At 61.0% G+C, this 19,728-nt stretch carries 16 protein-coding genes and 1 pseudogene; 7 read left to right on the plus strand and 10 right to left on the minus strand.

Annotated elements, in window-relative coordinates; genetic code table 11:
• Positions 1-13 precede the first annotated feature (13 nt).
• From AC19YQ_RS11655 to AC19YQ_RS11700, 10 genes are all read right to left on the minus strand, one after another.
• Positions 14-793: an ABC transporter permease gene (locus AC19YQ_RS11655; protein WP_048352525.1), complete on the minus strand. Its 780-nt coding sequence runs from the start codon at positions 791-793 to the stop codon at positions 14-16.
• A 2-nt stretch (positions 794-795) separates the two neighbouring features.
• Positions 796-1,662 carry an ABC transporter ATP-binding protein gene (locus AC19YQ_RS11660; protein ID WP_500595171.1) on the minus strand — a complete coding sequence of 289 codons (867 nt, stop codon included), beginning with the start codon at positions 1,660-1,662 and terminating at the stop codon, positions 796-798.
• Positions 1,662-2,696, minus strand: coding sequence for an ABC transporter substrate-binding protein (locus tag AC19YQ_RS11665; RefSeq protein WP_500595172.1), 1,035 nt, complete (start codon positions 2,694-2,696; stop codon positions 1,662-1,664). The genes AC19YQ_RS11660 and AC19YQ_RS11665 overlap by 1 nt, the downstream gene beginning before the upstream one ends.
• A gap of 125 nt (positions 2,697-2,821) precedes the next feature.
• On the minus strand, positions 2,822-4,153 hold the full coding sequence (locus AC19YQ_RS11670) for an LLM class flavin-dependent oxidoreductase (RefSeq protein WP_326397311.1): 1,332 nt from the start codon (positions 4,151-4,153) through the stop codon (positions 2,822-2,824).
• Between the two features lie 33 nt (positions 4,154-4,186).
• Positions 4,187-4,951 carry an ABC transporter ATP-binding protein gene (locus AC19YQ_RS11675; RefSeq protein WP_500595173.1) on the minus strand — a complete coding sequence of 255 codons (765 nt, stop codon included), beginning with the start codon at positions 4,949-4,951 and terminating at the stop codon, positions 4,187-4,189.
• Positions 4,952-4,976: 25 nt separating this feature from the next.
• Entirely contained in the window at positions 4,977-5,771 is a 795-nt protein-coding gene (locus tag AC19YQ_RS11680) for an ABC transporter permease (protein WP_219262389.1), read from the minus strand.
• Positions 5,768-6,670, minus strand: a complete 903-nt coding sequence (locus AC19YQ_RS11685) for an ABC transporter permease (protein ID WP_338648836.1) — start codon at positions 6,668-6,670, stop codon at positions 5,768-5,770. The genes AC19YQ_RS11680 and AC19YQ_RS11685 overlap by 4 nt, the downstream gene beginning before the upstream one ends.
• A 149-nt stretch (positions 6,671-6,819) precedes the next feature.
• Entirely contained in the window at positions 6,820-7,914 is a 1,095-nt protein-coding gene (locus AC19YQ_RS11690; protein ID WP_133078855.1) for an ABC transporter substrate-binding protein, read from the minus strand.
• 36 nt (positions 7,915-7,950) lie between these two features.
• Positions 7,951-8,862, minus strand: coding sequence for a TauD/TfdA dioxygenase family protein (locus AC19YQ_RS11695; protein WP_133078854.1), 912 nt, complete (start codon positions 8,860-8,862; stop codon positions 7,951-7,953).
• 202 nt (positions 8,863-9,064) lie between these two features.
• The gene (locus AC19YQ_RS11700) at positions 9,065-9,754 is read right to left on the minus strand and encodes an NYN domain-containing protein (RefSeq protein WP_500595174.1); all 690 of its coding nucleotides are present in this window, start codon (positions 9,752-9,754) and stop codon (positions 9,065-9,067) included.
• Between the two features lie 376 nt (positions 9,755-10,130).
• Here AC19YQ_RS11700 and AC19YQ_RS11705 point away from each other — a divergent pair, with 376 nt between their 5' ends.
• The 7 genes and pseudogenes from AC19YQ_RS11705 (at position 10,131) to AC19YQ_RS11735 (ending at position 19,727) form a co-directional block, all read left to right on the plus strand.
• Positions 10,131-10,370, plus strand: a complete 240-nt coding sequence (locus tag AC19YQ_RS11705) for a type II toxin-antitoxin system RelB/DinJ family antitoxin (RefSeq protein ID WP_500595175.1) — start codon at positions 10,131-10,133, stop codon at positions 10,368-10,370.
• Between the two features lie 113 nt (positions 10,371-10,483).
• Positions 10,484-11,695, plus strand: a complete 1,212-nt coding sequence (locus tag AC19YQ_RS11710; RefSeq protein ID WP_500595176.1) for a CmpA/NrtA family ABC transporter substrate-binding protein — start codon at positions 10,484-10,486, stop codon at positions 11,693-11,695.
• A 13-nt stretch (positions 11,696-11,708) separates the two neighbouring features.
• Positions 11,709-12,284, plus strand: a complete 576-nt coding sequence (locus AC19YQ_RS11715) for an ANTAR domain-containing response regulator (protein ID WP_133078852.1) — start codon at positions 11,709-11,711, stop codon at positions 12,282-12,284.
• Between the two features lie 188 nt (positions 12,285-12,472).
• Entirely contained in the window at positions 12,473-13,684 is a 1,212-nt protein-coding gene (locus AC19YQ_RS11720) for an MFS transporter (RefSeq protein ID WP_133078851.1), read from the plus strand.
• A 7-nt stretch (positions 13,685-13,691) separates the two neighbouring features.
• Entirely contained in the window at positions 13,692-15,362 is a 1,671-nt protein-coding gene (locus AC19YQ_RS11725) for a bifunctional protein-serine/threonine kinase/phosphatase (RefSeq protein WP_133078850.1), read from the plus strand.
• Positions 15,363-15,780: 418 nt separating this feature from the next.
• A pseudogene (locus AC19YQ_RS11730) lies at positions 15,781-17,004 on the plus strand (NAD(P)/FAD-dependent oxidoreductase); the annotation flags it as partial.
• A 5-nt stretch (positions 17,005-17,009) separates the two neighbouring features.
• Complete coding sequence (locus AC19YQ_RS11735) at positions 17,010-19,727, plus strand: nitrate reductase (RefSeq protein WP_500595177.1); 2,718 nt, start codon at positions 17,010-17,012, stop codon at positions 19,725-19,727.
• Position 19,728: the final 1 nt, after the last annotated feature.

Genomic DNA, 19,728 nt, shown 5'->3' on the forward strand with positions numbered 1-19,728 from the left:
TGCCGCCAACCACCTAACCACCGTGGCGCAAGCCCCGACGCCAATAGGTAAAACGCCGCTCCAGCAAGGCCAGCAAAAAGTTCAGCAACAACCCCACCACCGCCAACAGCAGAATGCCTGCGTACATGCTGGGAATCTGGAACACCTCCTGGGAATTGAGCGTCAGAAAACCCAACCCGGAATGAGCCCCGATCATCTCGGCAGCCACCAGTGCCGTGATGCAATACGCACCCGCCAGACGAATCCCGGTAAAGATCGAAGGCGACGCCGCCGGCAGCACGATTTTGGTAAACAGAAACCAGCGGTTCGCGCCCATCGACAGTGCCGAGTTGATCAGCAATCCATCGACCTGCTTCACGCCGCTGATGGTACTCAACAGGATCGGCCAGAACGACGCCCAGAAAATGATCGCGATCTTGGACAATTCACCAATGCCCAAAAACAGAATAAACACCGGGAACAACGCCAGCGCCGAGGTCTGGCGGAAGAACTGCAACAACGGATCGAGCACACTTTCGACCCGTGCAAACCAGCCCATCATCAACCCCAGGCTGACACCCGAGGCGATGGCCAGCAGCAACCCGGCAAAAGAGCGAAACAGGCTGGCCTGCACGTGCTTGAGCAAGTCACCGCTGCTGGCCAGGTCCAGCACCGCACCCAACACCGCTGACGGCGGGCTCAGGTAGCCGGGATTGACGATCCCCAATTGCGGCAGCGCCTCCCAAAGGGCCAGGAACGCCACAATGCCCACGGTGCTGTCGAACACCCGGCGTGAAGTCAATTTAAAGCCCATGGTCATACTCCAATCCGATAACCACCCAGAGTCGCAATGCTCTGCCAGTTCTGATGCGTCGCCGCTGCTGCTGGCTCAAGGGTTATGTCGGTCACTTCATCGCGCAGGGCCTCCCAGGCGCGCTGGCGATAGTGAACAAAGGCTTGGGTATTGCGCAGTTCAGGAAGGCGGGGGCGGGCCAGGTCGATATCGAAAATCTCTTTGATCCGCCCCGGACGCTGAGTCATCACCGCCACCCGATCCGACAGGAAGATCGCCTCGTCCAGGCTGTGGGTGATGAACACGATGGTTTTTTTATGGGTGTCCCAGATGCGCAGTAATTCGCTCTGCAAGGTCTCGCGGGTTTGCGCGTCCAGGGCCGCGAAGGGCTCGTCCATCAGCAACACGTCCGGGTCGTAGGCCAGCGAGCGGGCAATGGCCACGCGCTGGCGCATGCCGCCGGACAACTCGTGGGGGTAGCGCGAGGCAAAACCGTTGAGCCCCACCAGCTCCAGGTATTCGCGGGCGGTTTCCAGTCGCTGTGCCTTGCCGACACCGCGGATCTCCAGGCCCACGGCGATGTTGTCGAGCACCGTGCGCCAGGGCAGCAGCGCATACCCCTGGAACACCACCCCCTGATTGCGGTTGATGCCTTGCAGGGGTTTACCGTCCACCAGCAGGTCGCCAGCGGTCTTGTGGGCAAGCCCGGCGAGGATGTTCATGAAGGTGGATTTGCCACAGCCCGACGGCCCGAGGATGGACAGAAACTCGCCCTCGCGCACCTGCAAGTCGAACCCCTCCAGCACGGGCACCCGCTCCTCACGCCCGGCTTCGTCCCGTGCCTGAAACTCCATGTTCAGGTCACGGGCGATGATCTTGTGGGCCGCCATCAGGCGTGTCCCCGGGCAAATGGGTTGAATTCGTTGGTGTAGACATCCTTGACCCCTATCGAGCCTTTCTTGATCTTGCCTTCGTTTTCGAGGATGTCGATGTAGTACTGAATCGGCGGTTCGGTCACCACCAGATCGTCGATATAGGCAAAGCGCTCCACCAATTCAAGCTTCATGCCGATGCGCTCCGAAGTGATCTTGCGGGCGTCGTCTGGGTTGGCATTGACCCAGTTGGCAGCACGGGCAATGGCATTGACCACGTCGCGGGTGGCCTCCGGATTCTCGCGACTGAACTTGCCGAACACGCTGTACGGCGCCATGCCGCCCAGGCCGCCGTCCAGGTCGTAGTCGCTCCACAGCTTGCGCAGCGCCGGGTTGTTCTCGGCCCCCCCGGACGATGGCGGATGGATGATGGCAACGTCGATATTGCCGGTGGCCAGGGTTTGTTCGCCCTGGTTGTCCGGCACCACCACCCAGTTGATCTTGTCGACGTTGACGCCCTGCTCGCGCAGGTATTTTTTGGTCACGAACTCGGCGCAGGCGCCAAAGCTGTTGAAGCCGATGGTTTTACCTTCAAGGTCCTTGGGTTTGAAGATGCCCGAATTGTCGCGCACGAAGTATTTCATGTGCCGGGCTTCTTGCAGCGTCCTGCCACCGGCGGCGACCACCTTGAGATCCAGGCCACTGGCGATGGCTGAAATCACCAGGGGCACCATGCGCGCACCGAAGTCGATTTCGCCGGTGCCGGTCAACGGAATGATCTGCGGTGCGGCGATGCGCCCGATGTACTTGGGCCGTGCGCGGGTGCCCTCGAAATAGCCGAGGGAGTCGGCGACGTAGACCAGATCGAATGACGGGTTGTCCGGGTACTTGAAGTCCACGACCTGATCGGCGCGGCCCTTGATCACGGCGGCGCTTTTACCGGCGCCCGCGTCCTTTTTTTCGCAGCCGGGCAGCAGGATGCCGGCAGCACCGACTGCGCCCAGTACGGCGCAACTTCTGAGGAAAGCTCTTCTGTTGTTGATCGGGTTCATGCCCGCTCCTTATGGATTGAGTGCTGCTGTTGTGGGAGCGGGCTTGCTCGCGATGGCATCACCGTGATTCGACAGGCAGACCGCAGCGCCTGCATCGCGAGCAAGCCCGCTCCCACCCAAGACAATCAGGCTGTTTTCAGGGCGTAACGCGAATCCGGACGCGTCAGGCCGTAGTGCTCGCGCAACGTGCTGCCCGCGTACTCACTGCGAAACAAACCGCGCTTGCGCAAAATCGGCAGCACTTCATCCAGGAACACGTCAAAACCATCGGGGAACGCGGGCGGCATCACGTTAAAACCATCGGCCGCGCCACTGCGGAACCACTGCTCGATCAAGTCGGCAATCTGCACCGGCGTCCCCACCGGCACCCAATGACCCCGCGCACCGGCCAGGCGGTTGATCAACTGGCGCAAGGTGACGTGCTCGCGATCCACAATGTCGATGATCAGCTTGAAGCGGCTGGACTGGCTTTCAACACCCTCGAAGTTGATCAGGTGACGGGGGAACGGCGCGTCCAGGTCCTGCCCGCTCAAATCCACCCCCAGCATGCGTCGCAGTTGTCCCAGGGACACATGGGGCAGTACCAGATCGTTGAGTTCATCGAACTTGCGCTGTGCTTCGGCCTCGGTGCTGGCGATGTACGGGCTGATGCCCGGAAGGATTTTCAGCTGGCCAGGGTCGCGGCCCACCGCCTTGGCCCGGGCACGGATATCGTTGGCGAATTCGGTCGCGCTGTTCAGGGTCTGGTGAGCGGTGAAAATCGCTTCGGCATGCCTGGCGGCAAAGTCACGGCCATCTTCGGAAGAACCGGCCTGCACCTGCACCGGCCGCCCCTGTGGCGAGCGCGGCGAGTTCAACGGGCCCTTGACCTTGTAGTAGGCGCCCACGTGGTTGATCGAGTGCACCTTGGTGCTGTCGGCAAACACCCCGGCCGTTTTGTCCAGCACCAGCGCGTCGTCTTCCCAGCTGTCCCACAGATTACCGACCACGTTGACGAATTCTTCAGCCTGGGCGTAGCGGTCATGGGCCGAGGGATGTTCATCCAGGCCGAAATTGGCCGCGGCGGCGGCCATTGAGGTGGTGACGATATTCCAGCCCGCACGGCCCTTGCTCAGGTGGTCCAGTGCGCTGAACGAGCGGGCCAGGTTGTAGGGTTCGCTGTAGGTGGTACTGGCCGTGGCAATCAGGCCGATACGCTGGGTCACTGCGGCAATGGCGGCAAGCCAGGTGACCGGTTCAAAACGGATGCGCAGGCCTTCACGGCCGCTTTCGGCCAGTGACGGCGAGTCGGCGAAAAAGATCGCATCGAGTTTTTCCCGCTCGGCACGCAGCGCCAGCTGCTGGTAGTAACCAATGTCCATCGACGATTCCGGCACCGACTGTGGATGACGCCAGGCCGCTTCGTGATGGCCGTTGGGGTAGATAAACAGGTTGAGGCTGAGCTGACGTTCGGACATGTTCTGTTCTCTGAATTCAGGTGACGGAGGGGTTCAATGCAGTTCGGCGAAGTCGCTCAGCACGTCGTCGCGCAGGGCAATAAAACGGCTGTCGCTGCGGTTGCGCGGGCGCGGCAGGTCGATGTCGAGAATGCGCCGGATACGCCCGGGGTTGGGCTGCATGACCACCACGCGATCGCCCAGGAACACGGCCTCGTCCACATCGTGAGTGACCAGGATCATGGTGATTTTTTCCTTGGCCCAGATGTTTTGCAGCTCCCCCTGCAGGCGCGCACGGGTCAGGGCATCGAGGGCGCCCAGGGGTTCGTCCAGCAGCAGCACGCTGGGGCGATTGACCAGCCCCCGGGCGATGGCCACACGCTGGGCCATGCCGCCGGAGATCTGATGCGGGTAGGCGTCGATAAAATCCTGCAGGCCCACCAGCTCGATATGCTCGCGCACGGTGTCGCGCTTTTCCTTCGCGCTCAGGGGCGAATTCTTGAGCGCGACCGCCACGTTCTGTTCGACGTTGAGCCAAGGGAACAAACGGTGATCCTGAAACACGATGCCGCGCTCCAGACCCGTGCCGTCGATGGGTTGGCCATTGAGCAGGATGCGACCCTCGTACTCTTCGTCCAGGCCAAGAATCAGGCGCAGCAGGGTGGACTTGCCGCAACCGCTGGCGCCGACGATGCTGATGAATTCGCCGGGGGCGATGTCGAGCTGGATATTGTCCAGTACCTGCAATTGGCTGGTGCTGCCCGGTCGGGACGCAAAGCGCTTGCTGATGTTTTCCAGGGTCAGGCTGTTATTGAACATGCTGCAATCCTTCTGAAAGTGCCGATCAACGCGGGTCAATGCCGTACAGGCGCTGCATCCGTCGCTCAAAAATCCGGGCCAGTGCATTGAGGCTCCAGCCCACCAGGCCGATGACCACCATGCCGAACAGCACCAGGTCCATCATGAAATGCTCGCTGCCATCGATCAGCGTGTTGCCGATGCCCTCCCCCGACACCAGCAGGTATTCGGCACCGATGGTCGCCAGCCACGAATACACCAGCGCCAGATACAGCCCGGTGAAGATCGACGGCAAGGCGGCGGGCAACATGACCCCGACGATGGTTTGCCAGCGGCTGAAGCGGTAGACCCGCGCCACTTCCAGCAGGTTGGGCGGCACATTGCGCAGGCCGTCGCAGGTGTTCACCACCACCGGCACCAGCGCTGCCAGTGACAGGAACACCACCTTGGCCACATCACCTAGGCCAAACCACACCGAGATCAGCGGGATCCAGGCGAACAGCGAAATCTGCTTGAACGTGTTGAAGCTGGGGCCCACCAACCGCTCGAAGTAGTGCGACAGGCCCAGCAGGCAGCCCAGCACCAGACCCAGGGTGGTGCCGATAAAAAAGCCGCTGAGGTTGCGCGCCAGGCTGGCGCTGATCGCCCGCCAGAACTTGCCTGAAGCAATCTGGTCCCAGGCCGTGGCCGCGACTTTTTCCGGCGAGACCAGCAGACCGGACTGACTCCAGCCCATGTGTGAAGCCAGCCACCACAGGGCGACGGCGCTGATCGGCAATACCCAGCCGCGATAGCGACGGCTGATGCTGCTGCCATGATTGATTGCCAGGGCGCTACTCATGACAGGCGCCCCGCTACAGGTGCGCGGCCACGATTGAGGCGCCGCTCGGCGTGATCAAAACCGCGATCGATCAACAGTCCGATCGCACCGACCACCACCACCGCCGCCATCACCAGATCCAGCTGGAACAGTTGGCGACCATACACAATCAGGTAACCCAGCCCTTCGCTCGACGCCACCAGCTCAACCACCACCAGTGACAGCCAGGCTTTGGTGAAGCCAAGGCGCAGACCGGTGAACAGGGTCGGAATGGCCGCAGGCAACACGATAAATACCACGCTCTGCCAACGGCTGAAGCCGTAAGCCCGACCCGCTTCCAGCAACCCTTTGGGGGCCTGGTGAAAAGCCTGCAAGGTGCACAGCGTGATCGGCACCATCGCGGCCTTGGCGATCAGCACATACTTGAGCGGCTCGCCGATGCCGAACAGCAGCAAGGCAAACGGCAGCCAGCCCAGTACCGGTATCTGCACCAGAGCATTGAAGGTGGGAAGCAGATAATCCTCGACGGTTTTCGACAGCCCCATGGCCAACCCCAGCGCCACACCGACAGCGGCGCCCAGGGCAAAGCCGACCACCACCCGTTGCAGGCTGGCGGCCGCATTTATCCACAGGTCGCCTGACGTGAAGAGGTCCGACAGGGTTTCATAGACATAGGCGGGCGGCGGCAGCACCTGCTCTGAGAGCAGGCCCAGTTCAACCCCCACGTACCACAGGCCCAGCAACGTCAGCGGCAACAGCCACGGCAACGCCTTGTCACCCAGTCTTGAAGCCCAGGCCGATGTGCGGGGCACCTCGACCTTGCGTACGGGCCGGGTCGGTGCGGGTGGCAAGCGCTTGACGTTGGCCTTGGGTAGCGCCGGTGCGTACTGCTGGGGTGTGACGGTCTGTGCCCTGGCCATGTGCGTGGTTCCTTAGCTACTACAAAAAACAGAGTTCCTGTTGGCGACCTTGTGGGAGCGGGCTTGCTCGCGATGCAGACGACACGGTCTGTCTGGATAACCGCGTCGATTCAATCGCGAGCAAGCCCGCTCCCACAGGGGGGGATGGGTTACTTGCCCGCTACCGCATTGCCTTCAGGCTGCTTGCCATCCGGGCCATAGGCCGTCCAGAAGGTTTCAAGGCCTTTGGCTTTAAGGGCCGCCTGCAGGTATGAAGGCTCAAACCAGCCATCGATACTGACCGGACGACGGATCAGCTTTTCGTCCTTGGCCTGCTCCGCCACCGCCTTGTAGCGGCTCAACAAAAAGGGATCGATCAGCGGGGAAGCCTTGTCGCGGATGCTGACCCCGGCAGAGTCGGCGCGCAGCGACTCAACCGGTTCATTACTCTTGGCCCACTCGGCGAAAACGGCCTCACGGTGGTCTTCTTCGGACGTCCATTTCGCAGCGTCCACCAGGGTGTCGACGACCTTCTGTACATTGGCCGGATGCTCTTTTTCATAGGCCCCGCGAACCACCAATGCGGTCTGGCGGGTGTAGCGCACATCCTGGGTGGGGTTGTCGTAAATGATGTCGATCAGGCCCTTGTCGCGCAGCTTGAACAGTTCACGACCGCCAAAGGCGGCATCCACGCCGTTGGAAACCAGCGCTGCCTGAGTGCTGCCGGTATCGAGGTTGATGACCTTGATATCGCGCTCGGTCAGGCCGTGCTCGGCCAACAGGTTGATCGACACCAGATGGCCGTTGGTACCGCGAAACACCGCGACTTTCTTGCCTTTGAGGTCATCGATACTTTTGATGTCCGAGCCCTTGGGCACGGCCAGATACAGATTGGCTCTCACACCCAGGGCCGCCAGCAGCTTGGTGTCCAGGCCGTTGGCGCGTCCGACCACGGCAGGCAGATCGCCCTGATAGGCGAAGTCCAGTTGCTGGTTGGACAAGGCCTCGTTGACCGCGGGGCCAGCCCCTTTGAAGAAGAACCACTGCACGTCGGTTCCGCTTCCGGCGAAAGCCTTTTCCAGCAGTTGCTGGTTGCGCACGATCCCGAGGGTCGAGCCACTGAACGTCACCGGATCACCCCCACCGGCGGTAGCGACACCGATCCGTAAAACATCGGCCTGGGCCAGCGGCACAGCCATGACTGCTGCCAGCGCGGCGGCGATGCGACCTTTGCGAAACAGGGATTTAGCGTTGAATGAGGCCATGGGCTGGTTTTCCTGGGAGCGATGGGGTTCGGCCGGTCAGGCGGCGAGGTGTTTTTTGTCGGCTTCGGTTTTGGGCGAGCGCGTCTCAGGCGTCGGCTTGAGCGCCTGGCTCAGGCGACCGTCCACACCCACCGGCACGTCGCCGTCGATGGTGGTGCGGCGCACGATGCGTTGGGCATCGCCGTAGTCGTTGATCGCAATATGCTGCGTGGCGCGGTTGTCCCAGATCACCACATCGCCTTCCTGCCAGCGCCAGCGCACGGTGTTGTCGACATGGGTAATGCGGTCGTGGAACAGGCGGATCAGTTGTTTGGAGTCATTGCTGCTAACACCCTGCAGTTCTTTTACAAAGTGGCCCAACAACAAACTTCTTTCGCCGGACTCAGGGTGAACGCGAACCAGGGGATGTTCGGTTTCATACACTTGGGCGGTGAACTGTTCGCGATAACGCTTAAGGCCCGACTCATCGGTATCGCGCGGCGCGGCATAGTCATACACATTGGTATGCAAGGCACGCAAACTGTCGGCCAGTTGTTTTAAAGGCTCTGGCAAGTCGGCATAGGCCGATGCGGTATTAGCCCACACGGTATCGCCGCCATAAGGCGGAATGACCACACCGCGCAAGATGGAAATCTTTGGGTAGTTGGCAACAAAGGTCACATCGGTGTGCCAGGAGTTGGCGCGGGTTTCCTTGGCATCCAGATGCAGGATGGCGGCACTTTTCTCGGCAGAGCGCACGGTCGGATGGGGCACCTGATCACCGAAGCGTCGAGAGAAGGCTTCATGTTCGGCGTCATCCAGATGCTGATCACGAAAGAACAGAACTTTGTATTTCAGCAGTGCCTGATTAATAAACTCGAATGATTCGGCACTGATATCCCCGCCCAGTTTTATGCCTTCAAGTTGTGCACCAATCCGACCTGCCACAGGTTTTACTTGAATAGTCATTGCGCCACTCCTGCCTCACGAGTTGTTGTGGACAGATCATAAAGGCATAAAAGCAGCGCTGACTAATCACTATTTAATCTAAAGATAGATGAGCACTTTTATAGAACTCGACCCGTTTTAACGACTTTAAATAGTTATAAGTTTTTTGGTTGTAAGGTCATAACTGATTAAATGAATGAACCTGAAGCCAGAAGCTAAAGGCTCACCAGTAGGCTGGTTTGTCGGCTGGTTTTTTGCGGGTGGGTATACGTGCAGGGAACTGATACCGGGCCAGTTCGGCGTTAGTGACCACCTGTCGCATCCAGTTCACGTACTGCTTCAACGAACCCGGAGCCGTTCGCTGAATGCCCTCACGGTGAGGCAGGATCACTCCTAGCTGCAGTCCGGGGAAATCCTCCCTGAGCGCCCTTAAAGCCGGGGTCATATCGGTATCGGCAGATACCAGGACAAGCTGCTCTACACGCAGTTCAAGTGGTAACGCGGCCTGCCGGGCCGCAAGCCGGTACATACTGATCGCGATATGAACGTCCGTCTCTTTCTCTTCAAGCTTCCAGATCTCAACCTGGTCATCCCTGGAGGCCGCAGTGGCCTTATCAACAAAACGCGGCGCCTTGCCTGATTCAAGCTGGTGACGTCCGTAATACACATCGACACCCCGTGATATCAGCGCACGAATGTAGGTGTCCTGGGCCTCTTTTGAGGCAATGCCACGGCTGGCCAATGAGGGTTTGACGCCGGAGGTGAAAAAACTCACAGCAGCAAGCGTGCTGTCGCAGTGTTCGATACGGATGATATGAGCCAACAGGGCAGGAAGATCCAGCCACTTGTACGGAGTGCCGGTCAGCAGGCCGTAAAACACGTTGTAGCCGTCTACAAAGCACGCTGTGCGCAAGATTTCCTATCCCTGGAAACGAAAAAACCGGCCCTGGGCCGGTTTTTTCACCCCAACGGCCAGCGAACTGAATCACTGCGTACGGGGCTGAGTAGTGGGCCGATTATTGCGCAACACCAAGCGCAACACAAGATGAATTCGGGTGATCTGTTGCATGGGTAAAGCGAGCGCTACTGTCGCAAAATCGAACAGTGTGCGGGCGGTTTCGTTTAACACAATCCGTGTCAAATTAAGCCCGGGGCTGGTTTGTGCCTATGGCGGCTTAATGTCTTCAGAACATATGAACAACGCAGAACACTCAACCGCCCAATGGCACTTGCAAAAGAAACGGGCAGAGGCAAGTGTAATGACAAATGTCATTACACGAGTCAAAGCCATGGCCTCCATCAATATCCGCATCGACGATGAACTCAAAGCCCGCGCTTACCAGGAACTTGAGCGCCTGGGTGTCACCCCATCTGAGCTGGTCCGCCAGGCATTCCAGTACGTAGCCGAACGCGGCCAACTGCCCTTTCGCCCCATGCTGGTGACAGAAGAAGACGAAGCCCTCATCAATACCGTGCGCAAACGCCTGGCTGCGCCGCAAAGGGTCAAGGTGACACTGGATGACCTTTGATCTTGAGTTACCGCAAATCCAGAGCCCTGTAAAAACAGGATTTCAACTGGGTTAACCCCTCTGGCATATGCCTTGCACCCTCGCAGTATGCTTTTGCCAAGGTGCTGCCTTCCATGAACGAATCACTCGCCGGCCCTCTGGCCTGGGTCAACGGCAGCGATGCCCCGGAAAAAACCGAAATCAACCTGGGTTTTATGGCCCTCACTGATTGCGCCTCGGTGGTGGTGGCCGCCACTCAAGGCTTCGCCCAGCCCTTCGGCCTGACCCTTAACCTCAAGCGCCAGTCGTCCTGGGCCAGCCTGCGGGACAATCTGGTCAGCGGCCAGCTCGACGCCGCCCACAGTCTGTACGGCCTGATCTACGCCGTGCACCTGGGCATTGGCGGCGTGACAGCCACCGACATGGCCGTGCTGATGGGGCTCAATCAAAACGGCCAGAGCCTCAACCTCTCCCACGGCTTGCAGGCCCAGGGCGTGATCCGTCCTGAGGCGCTGCAACAACACGTGCACCAAAGCCGCGCAAAACTGACCTTTGCCCAGACTTTCCCCACAGGAACTCATGCCATGTGGCTGTATTACTGGCTGGCGAGTCAGGGCATTCACCCTTTGCAAGATGTCGACAGCGTGGTGGTGCCGCCGCAACAGATGGTCGCGCACTTGCAAGCCGGACGGATTGACGGGTTTTGCGTCGGCGAGCCCTGGGCCGCCAGTGCGGTGGAACACAATATGGGGTTCACCCTCACCACCACTCAGGCCCTGTGGCCCGATCACCCGGAAAAAGTCCTGGGCTGTACCCGCGCCTTCGTCGAGCAGTACCCCAACACCGCCCGGGCGCTGGTCATGGCGATTCTGGAAGCCAGCCGTTTTATCGAGCAAAGCGACGAAAACCGTCGCAGTACCGCACAGTTGCTGAGCGCCCCCGAGTACCTGAATGCACCCGTCGAGTGCATCGCACCGCGTTTGCTGGGCGATTACAGCGATGGCCTGGGCAATCACTGGCAAGACTCCCACCCGTTGCGCTTTCATGGCGACGGTGAGGTCAACCTGCCCTACCTGTCCGACGGCATGTGGTTCATGACCCAGTTCCGCCGCTGGGGCTTGTTGCGCGACGACCCGGATTACCTCGGCGTCGCCCGTCAGGTTCAGCAACTGGCGCTGTACCGCGATGCCGCCAGCGCTGTGGGTGTGAACGCCAGTGGAGCCAACATGCGCAGCAGCCAACTGATCGACGGCAAGGTGTGGGACGGCTCTGACCCCGCAGGCTATGCACGAAGCTTTGCGCTGCATGCCATGAGCGCCAGCGCTCCCCTTCTAGCCCGTCGTTGACTGGAGCCTGCCCATGCTGCGTATCTTGCTGATCAACGACACGGCTAAAAAAGTCGGCCGCCTCAAAGCCGCGCTGAGCGAAGCCGGCTTTGAGGTGATCGACGAATCAGGCCTGACCATCGACCTGCCCGCGCGCGTCGAAACGGTGCGCCCGGATGTGATTCTGATCGATACCGAGTCACCCAGCCGCGATGTGATGGAACAAGTGGTGCTGGTTTCTCGGGACCAGCCACGGCCAATTGTGATGTTCACCGACGAGCACGACCCCGGCGTGATGCGCCAGGCAATCAAGTCCGGGGTCAGTGCGTACATCGTCGAAGGCATTCACGCACAACGTTTGCAGCCCATTCTCGATGTGGCCATGGCCCGCTTTGAAAGCGACCAGGCCCTGCGCGCCCAACTGAACGCCCGGGACCAGCAGCTGGCCGAGCGCAAGCGCATCGAACTGGCCAAGGGCCTGTTGATGAAAATGAAAAGCTGCAATGAAGAAGAGGCCTACACCCTGATGCGCCGCCAGGCCATGAGCCGTCAGCAAAAGCTGATTCAGGTCGCGGAACAGATCATTGCCATGAGCGAGTTGCTGGGCTGACCACCCTCCCTGGGTTGGCACACTTCTCGCTAAGCAATCCCTACCGGTAACCAACGGCGGTTGCCACACCCAAGACAAAGACGTCGCTGACCTCATTCGCCCATCGCGGATCAGGTAGCGGCGTTTTTTCGTTTTGGCCCTGCTGGCTCATGACTCCTTCTCGAAACGATTAACCGTTGAGGTGCGCGATGAATTCAAGCTTCTGGAAATCCGGCCATACCCCGACCCTGTTCGCAGCCTTTCTCTATTTCGACCTGAGCTTTATGGTCTGGTACCTGCTCGGGCCGCTGGCGGTGCAAATCGCCGCCGACCTGCACCTGACCACCCAACAACGCGGGCTGGTGGTGGCCACGCCGATCCTGGCCGGGGCCTTGCTGCGCTTTGTCATGGGCCTGCTGGCGGATCGCCTGTCACCGAAAACCGCCGGGCTGATCGGTCAGGTTATCGTGATCTGTGCGCTGTTCGTCGCCTGGAAGCACGGCATTCACAGCTACGAACAAGCCCTGCTGCTGGGGCTGTTCCTGGGCATGGCGGGCGCCTCGTTCGCCGTGGCGCTGCCGCTGGCCTCGCAGTGGTATCCGCCACAGCACCAGGGCAAGGCGATGGGCATTGCCGGTGCAGGCAACTCGGGCACGGTGTTCGCCGCCCTGCTGGCCCCGCTGCTCGCCGCCGCCTACGGCTGGAGCAATGTGTTCGGTTTTGCCCTGATCCCGCTGGTGCTGTGCATATTCGTATTTGCCTGGCTGGCCAAGAACGCTCCCGAGCGGCCTAAAGCCAAGTCCATGGGTGATTATTTCAAGGCCCTGGGCGACCGCGACAGCTGGTGGTTCATGTTTTTCTACAGTGTGACGTTCGGTGGCTTTATCGGCCTGGCCAGCGCCCTGCCCGGCTATTTCAACGATCAATACGGGCTGAGCCCGATCACCGCCGGTTACTACACAGCAGCCTGCGTCTTTGGTGGCAGTTTGATGCGGCCTTTAGGCGGCGCTCTGGCGGACCGTTTCGGCGGGATTCGCACCTTGCTGGGCATGTACACCGTAGCGACCATCAGCATCGCGGCAGTGGGCTTCAACCTGCCAAACTCCTACGCCGCACTGGCACTTTTCGTCTGCACCATGCTGGGTCTGGGTGCCGGTAACGGTGCAGTATTCCAATTAGTGCCGCAGCGTTTTCGTCGTGAAATCGGCGTCATGACCGGTTTGATCGGGATGGCCGGTGGTATCGGCGGTTTCGCCCTGGCCGCAGGCATGGGGGCAATCAAGCAAAGCACTGGCAGTTATCAGCTGGCCTTGTGGTTGTTTGCCAGCCTGGGAGTGCTGGCCTGGTTTGGCCTGCATGGGGTCAAGCGCCGCTGGAGAACCACCTGGGGCTCGGCTGCCGTGACCGCAGCCCGCGTGTAAAGCCGTCATGAGCCTGCAACTGAGCTTCGCCCACGCCAGCGCCATCGGCCCGCGCGCCGAGAATCAGGACGCGCTGCGCGAGGTCACGCCGGTGCCGCTGCTGGCCGCGAGCAAAGGCTATTTGTTCGCCATCGCCGATGGTGTCAGCCAATGCGCCGATGGCGGGCTGGCGGCCCGCTCGACCTTGCAGGCACTGGCGCTGGACTATTACGCCACGCCTGAAACCTGGAGCGTGGCCCAGGCACTGGAGCGCTTGCTGCTCGCGCAAAACCGCTGGCTACAGGCCAATGGCGGCGGGCAACCGCTGCTGACCACGGTCAGTGCCCTGGTGCTGCGCGGCAGGCGGTTTACCCTGGCCCATGTCGGCGATTGCCGGGTGTACCGCTGGCACGGCGAGACCTTGCAGCGCATCAGCGAAGATCACGTCTGGGATCAGCCGGGCATGCAGCATGTGCTCAAGCGGGCGTTGGGGCTTGATCAACATCTGGTGGTGGATTTCCTTGATGGGCCGCTGCGTCAGGACGAGACCTTTGTGCTGCTCAGTGACGGCGTCTGGTCGACATTGGGCGATACCGCCATCGCCGCCATTGTGCGTGATCTGCCCGACCTGCAAAGCGCCGCCAGCACCCTGGTCAATGCCGCGCATCGGGCAGGCAGCCAGGACAACGCCAGTGCCCTGCTGGTCAGGGTCGACACCCTGGGCGAGAGCGACATCGGCGATGCCTTGATGCAATTGCAGCAATGGCCATTGCCCCCCGCCCTGAGGCCTGGGCAGCACTTTGAGGGCTGGCAGGTCGAAAGCCATCTGGGCCAGAGTCAGCAATCGCTGCTCTACCGAGTACGGGACGCACAACAACAGCCCTGGCTGCTGAAAACCCTGCCGGCCCGCCTGCATGACGATCATCAGGCAGGGCAGGCCTTACTGTCGGAGGAATGGTTTCTCAAGCGGGTAGCCGGGCGGCACTTTCCTGAAGTACACCCGGCCAGTCAGCGTCAGCATCTGTACTACGTGATGCGTGAATACCCTGGCATTACCCTGGAGAAACTCTTTGCCAAGGGTGGGCCACTGCCCCTGGCGCAATGGCTGGACCTGGCCGAGCGTCTGCTACGGGCCGTAGGGCTGCTGCATCGGCGGCAGATTTTTCACCGCGATATCAAGCCGCACAATGTGCTGCTGGGTGACGACGGCGAGCTGCGCGTGCTGGACTTCGGGCTGGCCTACTGCCCGGGCCTGTCTGAGGATCTGCCATCGGCGCTGCCCGGTACTCCCAGCTACATCGCTCCGGAAGCCTTTCGCGGCGAAAAACCCGCCGCCCGACAGGACCTGTATGCCGTGGGCGTGACCCTGTATTACTTGCTGACCGGACATTATCCCTACGGTGAAATCGAAGCTTTCCAGCGCCCGCGCTTTGGCGTGCCGGTGAGCGCCAGTCGATACCGCCCCGACCTGCCGGAATGGATTGCCCACAGCCTGGAACGCGGCGTTGCAGCCGATCCGCAGCTGCGATTTGAGACCGCCGAAGAGTGGTTGCTGCAACTGGAACAGGGCGAACGCCAGAGCCTGAACGTACGCCCCAGGCCCTTGCTGGAGCGAGAACCGCTGATGGTATGGCGGGCAGTGGCGTTGATGTCGTTGTTGATCAATCTGGTGCTGATGTTTTTGCTGCTTCACACCTGACAGCCGCTCGAAAACCCTGTAGTCGCTGACGAGCCGTGCGAGGCTGCGATCGGCTGCGAAGCAGTCGTAAAAGCCAGCTAAACCGCGTGCTCAGGTTTTACGACCGCTTCGCGCTCGATCGCAGCCTCGCACGGCTCGTCAGCGACTACAGGGGTAACGCTCCAACATCGGGCGGGGCGCTTTCATTCGGTGCATAAAACCCTCACCTCAACATTTCATCGCCCTTTAAACACAGGCCCTGGCAACTTGGCACAACCGCTGCATTAGCTCTTTCATCAATCATAAAACCCGGTCTTCAACGACGAAGAACAGGTTTCCCGAGAGAACGGGACAAGGACAAAGGTGTCCTCGCCAGGTAACTGGCGGGACACCTTTTTTGTTTGCGTACGATTTGTCGAGCATGGCCGCGGAGAACCTGATGAAAAAACTAAAACTGGTGATGATCGGCAACGGCATGGCCGGGGTTCGTACCCTGGAAGAATTGCTCAAGCTAAGCAGCGAGCTCTATGACATCACGGTCTTCGGCGCCGAACCCCATGCCAACTACAACCGCATCCTGCTGTCCCCCGTACTGGCTGGTGAACAGACCTTTGATGAGATCGTGCTCAACGATCTGGACTGGTATCAGGACAACAACATCACGCTGCTGCTCAACCGCAGAGTGGTGACGATCGACCGGGTAAAACGTCGGGTCATAGCCGACGACGGCACCGAGGCCGAATACGATCGCCTGCTGATCGCCACCGGCTCATCGCCGTTCATTCTGCCGATCCCGGGCAACACCCTGGACGGCGTCATCGGCTACCGCGACATTGCCGACACCCAGGCCATGATCGACACCGCCAAAACCCACACCCATGCGGTGGTCATCGGGGGCGGCCTGCTCGGCCTGGAAGCAGCCAACGGCCTGATGCTGCGCGGCATGCATGTGACCGTGATCCACAACGGCGAATGGCTGCTGGATCGCCAGCTGGACCGGATCAGCGGCCAACTGCTGCAAGACGCCCTCGAAGCCAGCGGCCTGCATTTTCGGTTGTGCGAGCAGACCAGCGCCCTGCACGACGCGGGCAATGGCCGGGTCGGTTCGGTGGAGTTCAAGAGCGGCCAGATCATCCCTGCCGACCTGGTGGTGATGGCTGCAGGCATTCGCCCCAACATCGAACTGGCAGAGCGTGCAGGCATCCCGTGCAGCCGCGCGATTCTGGTCAACGACACCCTGCAAACCTACGACCCGCGCATTTACGCCATCGGTGAATGCGCCAGCCATCGCGGTATCGCCTATGGCCTGGTGGCTCCCCTGTTCGAACAGGCCAAGGTCTGCGCCAACCACCTCGCGCAATTGGGCTTTGCCCGCTACCAAGGCTCCGTCACCTCGACCAAGCTGAAGGTCACGGGCATCGACCTGTTTTCTGCGGGGGATTTCATGGGCGGTGAAGGCACCGAAACCATCACCCTGCGTGATCCCATTGGCGGGGTCTACAAGAAGCTGGTGATCAAGGACAACGTGCTGGTGGGGGCCTGCCTGTATGGCGACACCGCTGACGGCAGTTGGTATTTGCGCCAGATCCGTGAGCACCACAGCATTGACGGGATCCGCGATCATCTGATGTTCGGTGAAGAGGTTCTGGCCCTGGGGGAAGTGCGCTGATGAACCGCCAGATCACCGCCTCCACCTGCTGCTATTGCGGGGTCGGCTGCGGCGTGCTGATCGAGCATGACGGCGAGCGCATTCTCGGCGTCAGCGGCGATCCGGCCCATCCGGCCAATTTCGGCAAGTTGTGCAGCAAGGGCTCGACACTGCACCTGACCGGCGACCTCAACGCCCGCGCGCTGTACCCGCAACTGCGTCTGGGCAAGACCCTTGCACGTGGCCGCACCGACTGGGACAGCGCACTGGATCACGCCGCCAGCGTGTTCGCCGCCACCATCGCCGAACACGGCCCCGACAGTGTGGCGTTTTACATCTCCGGGCAGTTGCTGACCGAGGACTACTACGCCTTCAACAAACTGGCGCGGGCGCTGGTGGGCACCAACAACATCGACAGCAATTCGCGGCTGTGCATGTCTTCGGCCGTGGTCGGCTACAAGCGCAGCCTGGGCGCCGATGCGCCGCCTTGCAGCTATGAAGACCTTGAGCTGAGCGATTGCGTGATGATCGTCGGCAGCAATATGGCCTACGCCCATCCGATACTGTTTCGCCGACTGGAGGAGGCAAAAGCTCGGCGCCCGCAGATGAAAGTCATCGTTATCGACCCGCGCCGGACCGACACCTGCGATCTGGCCGACCTGCATCTGGCCATTGAACCGGGGTCCGATGTCGCTTTGTTTCACGGGATTTTGCACCTGTTGTTGTGGGAAGACTGGATCGACCGCGACTTTATCAAGGCCCACACCCAAGGCTTGCCCGAGCTGAAAAACCTGGTACGCGACTACACCCCGCAGATGGTGTCGCAGCTCTGCGGCATCAGCGTCGAGCACTTGCAGCAATGCGCCGAATGGGTCGGCACTTCGCCGAGTTTTCTGTCGCTATGGTGCATGGGCCTGAACCAGTCCACCGCGGGCAGTGCAAAAAACAGTGCGCTGATCAATCTGCATCTGGCCACCGGGCAGATCGGCCGTCCGGGTGCAGGGCCGTTCTCCCTGACCGGTCAGCCCAATGCAATGGGCGGGCGCGAAACCGGAAGCCTGTCCAACCTGTTGCCCGGCCACCGCGAGGCCGCCAATCCCGAGCACAGGGCCGAAGTCGCTGCCTACTGGGGCGTTGAACAACTGCCGCACACCACCGGCCTGAGCGCCATCGAGCTGTTCGAGCAGATGGCCAGCGGCAAGATCAAGGCGGTGTGGATTGCCTGCACCAACCCGGCGCAATCCATGCCGGACCAGACCGCCGTGCGGGCGGCGTTGCTGGCCTGCCCGTTTGTGGTGTTGCAAGAGGCGTTTCATACCACCGAAACCGCCGCCTTCGCCGACCTGCTGCTGCCCGCCGCCAGTTGGGGCGAAAAGGACGGCACGGTGACCAACTCCGAGCGGCGTATTTCCCACGTGCGCAAAGCCATCACAGCACCGGGGGAAGCCCGTTCCGATTGGGCGATTACTGTTGATTTCGCACAGCGCCTGGAAAAACATCTGCGCCCTGCGCAACCCGGCCTGTTTGCGTTTACCCACGCTGCGCAGGTGTTCGACGAGTACAAGTACCTGACCCGCGGGCGTGATCTCGATTTGTCGGGCATCAGCCATGCCGTGCTTGACGCCCTCGGCCCGCAGCAATGGCCCTTCCCTGTCGGCGCCCGTGAAGGCACTGCGCGGTTGTATCTGGACGGGATCTTTCCTACTGCCTCCGGGCGGGCACAGTTTGTCGCCGACCCGTATCGAGCAGCCAAGGAGCAGCGCGATGCGGGCTTCCCGCTGACCCTGATCACCGGCCGCCTGCGCGACCAATGGCACGGCATGAGCCGCACCGGCACTGCCGCGCAGTTGTTCGGTCACGTCAGCGAAGCGGTGTTGAGCCTGCACCCGGATGAACTGCGCCGCCATCGCCTGCAACCCGGTGACTTGATCAGCCTCAAAAGTCGACGCGGGGCGGTGATCATGCCGGTCAGCAGCGATGACAGCGTGCGGCCGGGCCAGGCGTTTTTGCCGATGCACTGGGGCGACCGCTTTCTCAAGGGCGGGGTCAACACCCTGACCCTGCCAGCGTTCGACCCGCTCTCCAAACAGCCGGAACTCAAACACAGCGCCGTCCGGCTTGAGCCGGTGCAATTGCCCTGGCAGCTCTTCGCCCTGATAGAAGGCAATGTTCAACAGAAATTCGAGACATTGCGCCCGCTCTGCGAAGCTTTTTCGTATGTGAGTTTCAGCCTGACAGGCCGCGAGCGCCCTGCGCTGTTGATCCGTGCGGCCAGCGCCAGCGCGCCAGACCCGCAACTGCTGCACGACATCGACCACGCCCTGGGGCTCGACGAGGGGCCGGTGCTGGCTTACGACGACCCGCGCCGTTGCATTGGCAAGCGGGTACGCATCGACAATGGCCGCATTACTGCCATTCGCCTGGCTGGCGAAACCCTGGCCCAGCACTGGCTGCAAAACCTGTGGCAGGAAGGGCGCGCCGATGAACACCTGCGCCGCTGGCTGCTGGCGCCATTGAGCGCGCCACCCGGCAACGGCGATACCCCGGCCGCGGGCAACAAGATTGTGTGCAACTGCAAGAACGTCAGCCAGGGCGCGATAAGTGCTGGCATCGACCAGGGGCTGGACTTGCAGGGGCTGAAAAATACATTGGGCTGCGGAACGCAATGCGGCTCCTGCGTCCCGGAAATCAAACGCTTGCTGGCTGCCCAGGCGCAGCTGATCGCCGTTATCTCATGAG

This window comes from Pseudomonas sp. MF06569, assembly GCF_059862735.1.

Bases quoted from the DNA above. Each gene is read 5' to 3' on its own strand.
- AC19YQ_RS11655 (WP_048352525.1), bottom strand. From the start codon at position 793: ATGGGCTTTAAATTGACTTCACGCCGGGTGTTCGACAGCACCGTGGGC.
- AC19YQ_RS11660 (WP_500595171.1), bottom strand. From the start codon at position 1,662: ATGGCGGCCCACAAGATCATCGCCCGTGACCTGAACATGGAGTTTCAG.
- AC19YQ_RS11665 (WP_500595172.1), bottom strand. From the start codon at position 2,696: ATGAACCCGATCAACAACAGAAGAGCTTTCCTCAGAAGTTGCGCCGTA.
- AC19YQ_RS11670 (WP_326397311.1), bottom strand. From the start codon at position 4,153: ATGTCCGAACGTCAGCTCAGCCTCAACCTGTTTATCTACCCCAACGGC.
- AC19YQ_RS11675 (WP_500595173.1), bottom strand. From the start codon at position 4,951: ATGTTCAATAACAGCCTGACCCTGGAAAACATCAGCAAGCGCTTTGCG.
- AC19YQ_RS11680 (WP_219262389.1), bottom strand. From the start codon at position 5,771: ATGAGTAGCGCCCTGGCAATCAATCATGGCAGCAGCATCAGCCGTCGC.
- AC19YQ_RS11685 (WP_338648836.1), bottom strand. From the start codon at position 6,670: ATGGCCAGGGCACAGACCGTCACACCCCAGCAGTACGCACCGGCGCTA.
- AC19YQ_RS11690 (WP_133078855.1), bottom strand. From the start codon at position 7,914: ATGGCCTCATTCAACGCTAAATCCCTGTTTCGCAAAGGTCGCATCGCC.
- AC19YQ_RS11695 (WP_133078854.1), bottom strand. From the start codon at position 8,862: ATGACTATTCAAGTAAAACCTGTGGCAGGTCGGATTGGTGCACAACTT.
- AC19YQ_RS11705 (WP_500595175.1), top strand. From the start codon at position 10,131: ATGGCCTCCATCAATATCCGCATCGACGATGAACTCAAAGCCCGCGCT.
- AC19YQ_RS11710 (WP_500595176.1), top strand. From the start codon at position 10,484: ATGAACGAATCACTCGCCGGCCCTCTGGCCTGGGTCAACGGCAGCGAT.
- AC19YQ_RS11715 (WP_133078852.1), top strand. From the start codon at position 11,709: ATGCTGCGTATCTTGCTGATCAACGACACGGCTAAAAAAGTCGGCCGC.
- AC19YQ_RS11720 (WP_133078851.1), top strand. From the start codon at position 12,473: ATGAATTCAAGCTTCTGGAAATCCGGCCATACCCCGACCCTGTTCGCA.
- AC19YQ_RS11725 (WP_133078850.1), top strand. From the start codon at position 13,692: ATGAGCCTGCAACTGAGCTTCGCCCACGCCAGCGCCATCGGCCCGCGC.
- AC19YQ_RS11735 (WP_500595177.1), top strand. From the start codon at position 17,010: ATGAACCGCCAGATCACCGCCTCCACCTGCTGCTATTGCGGGGTCGGC.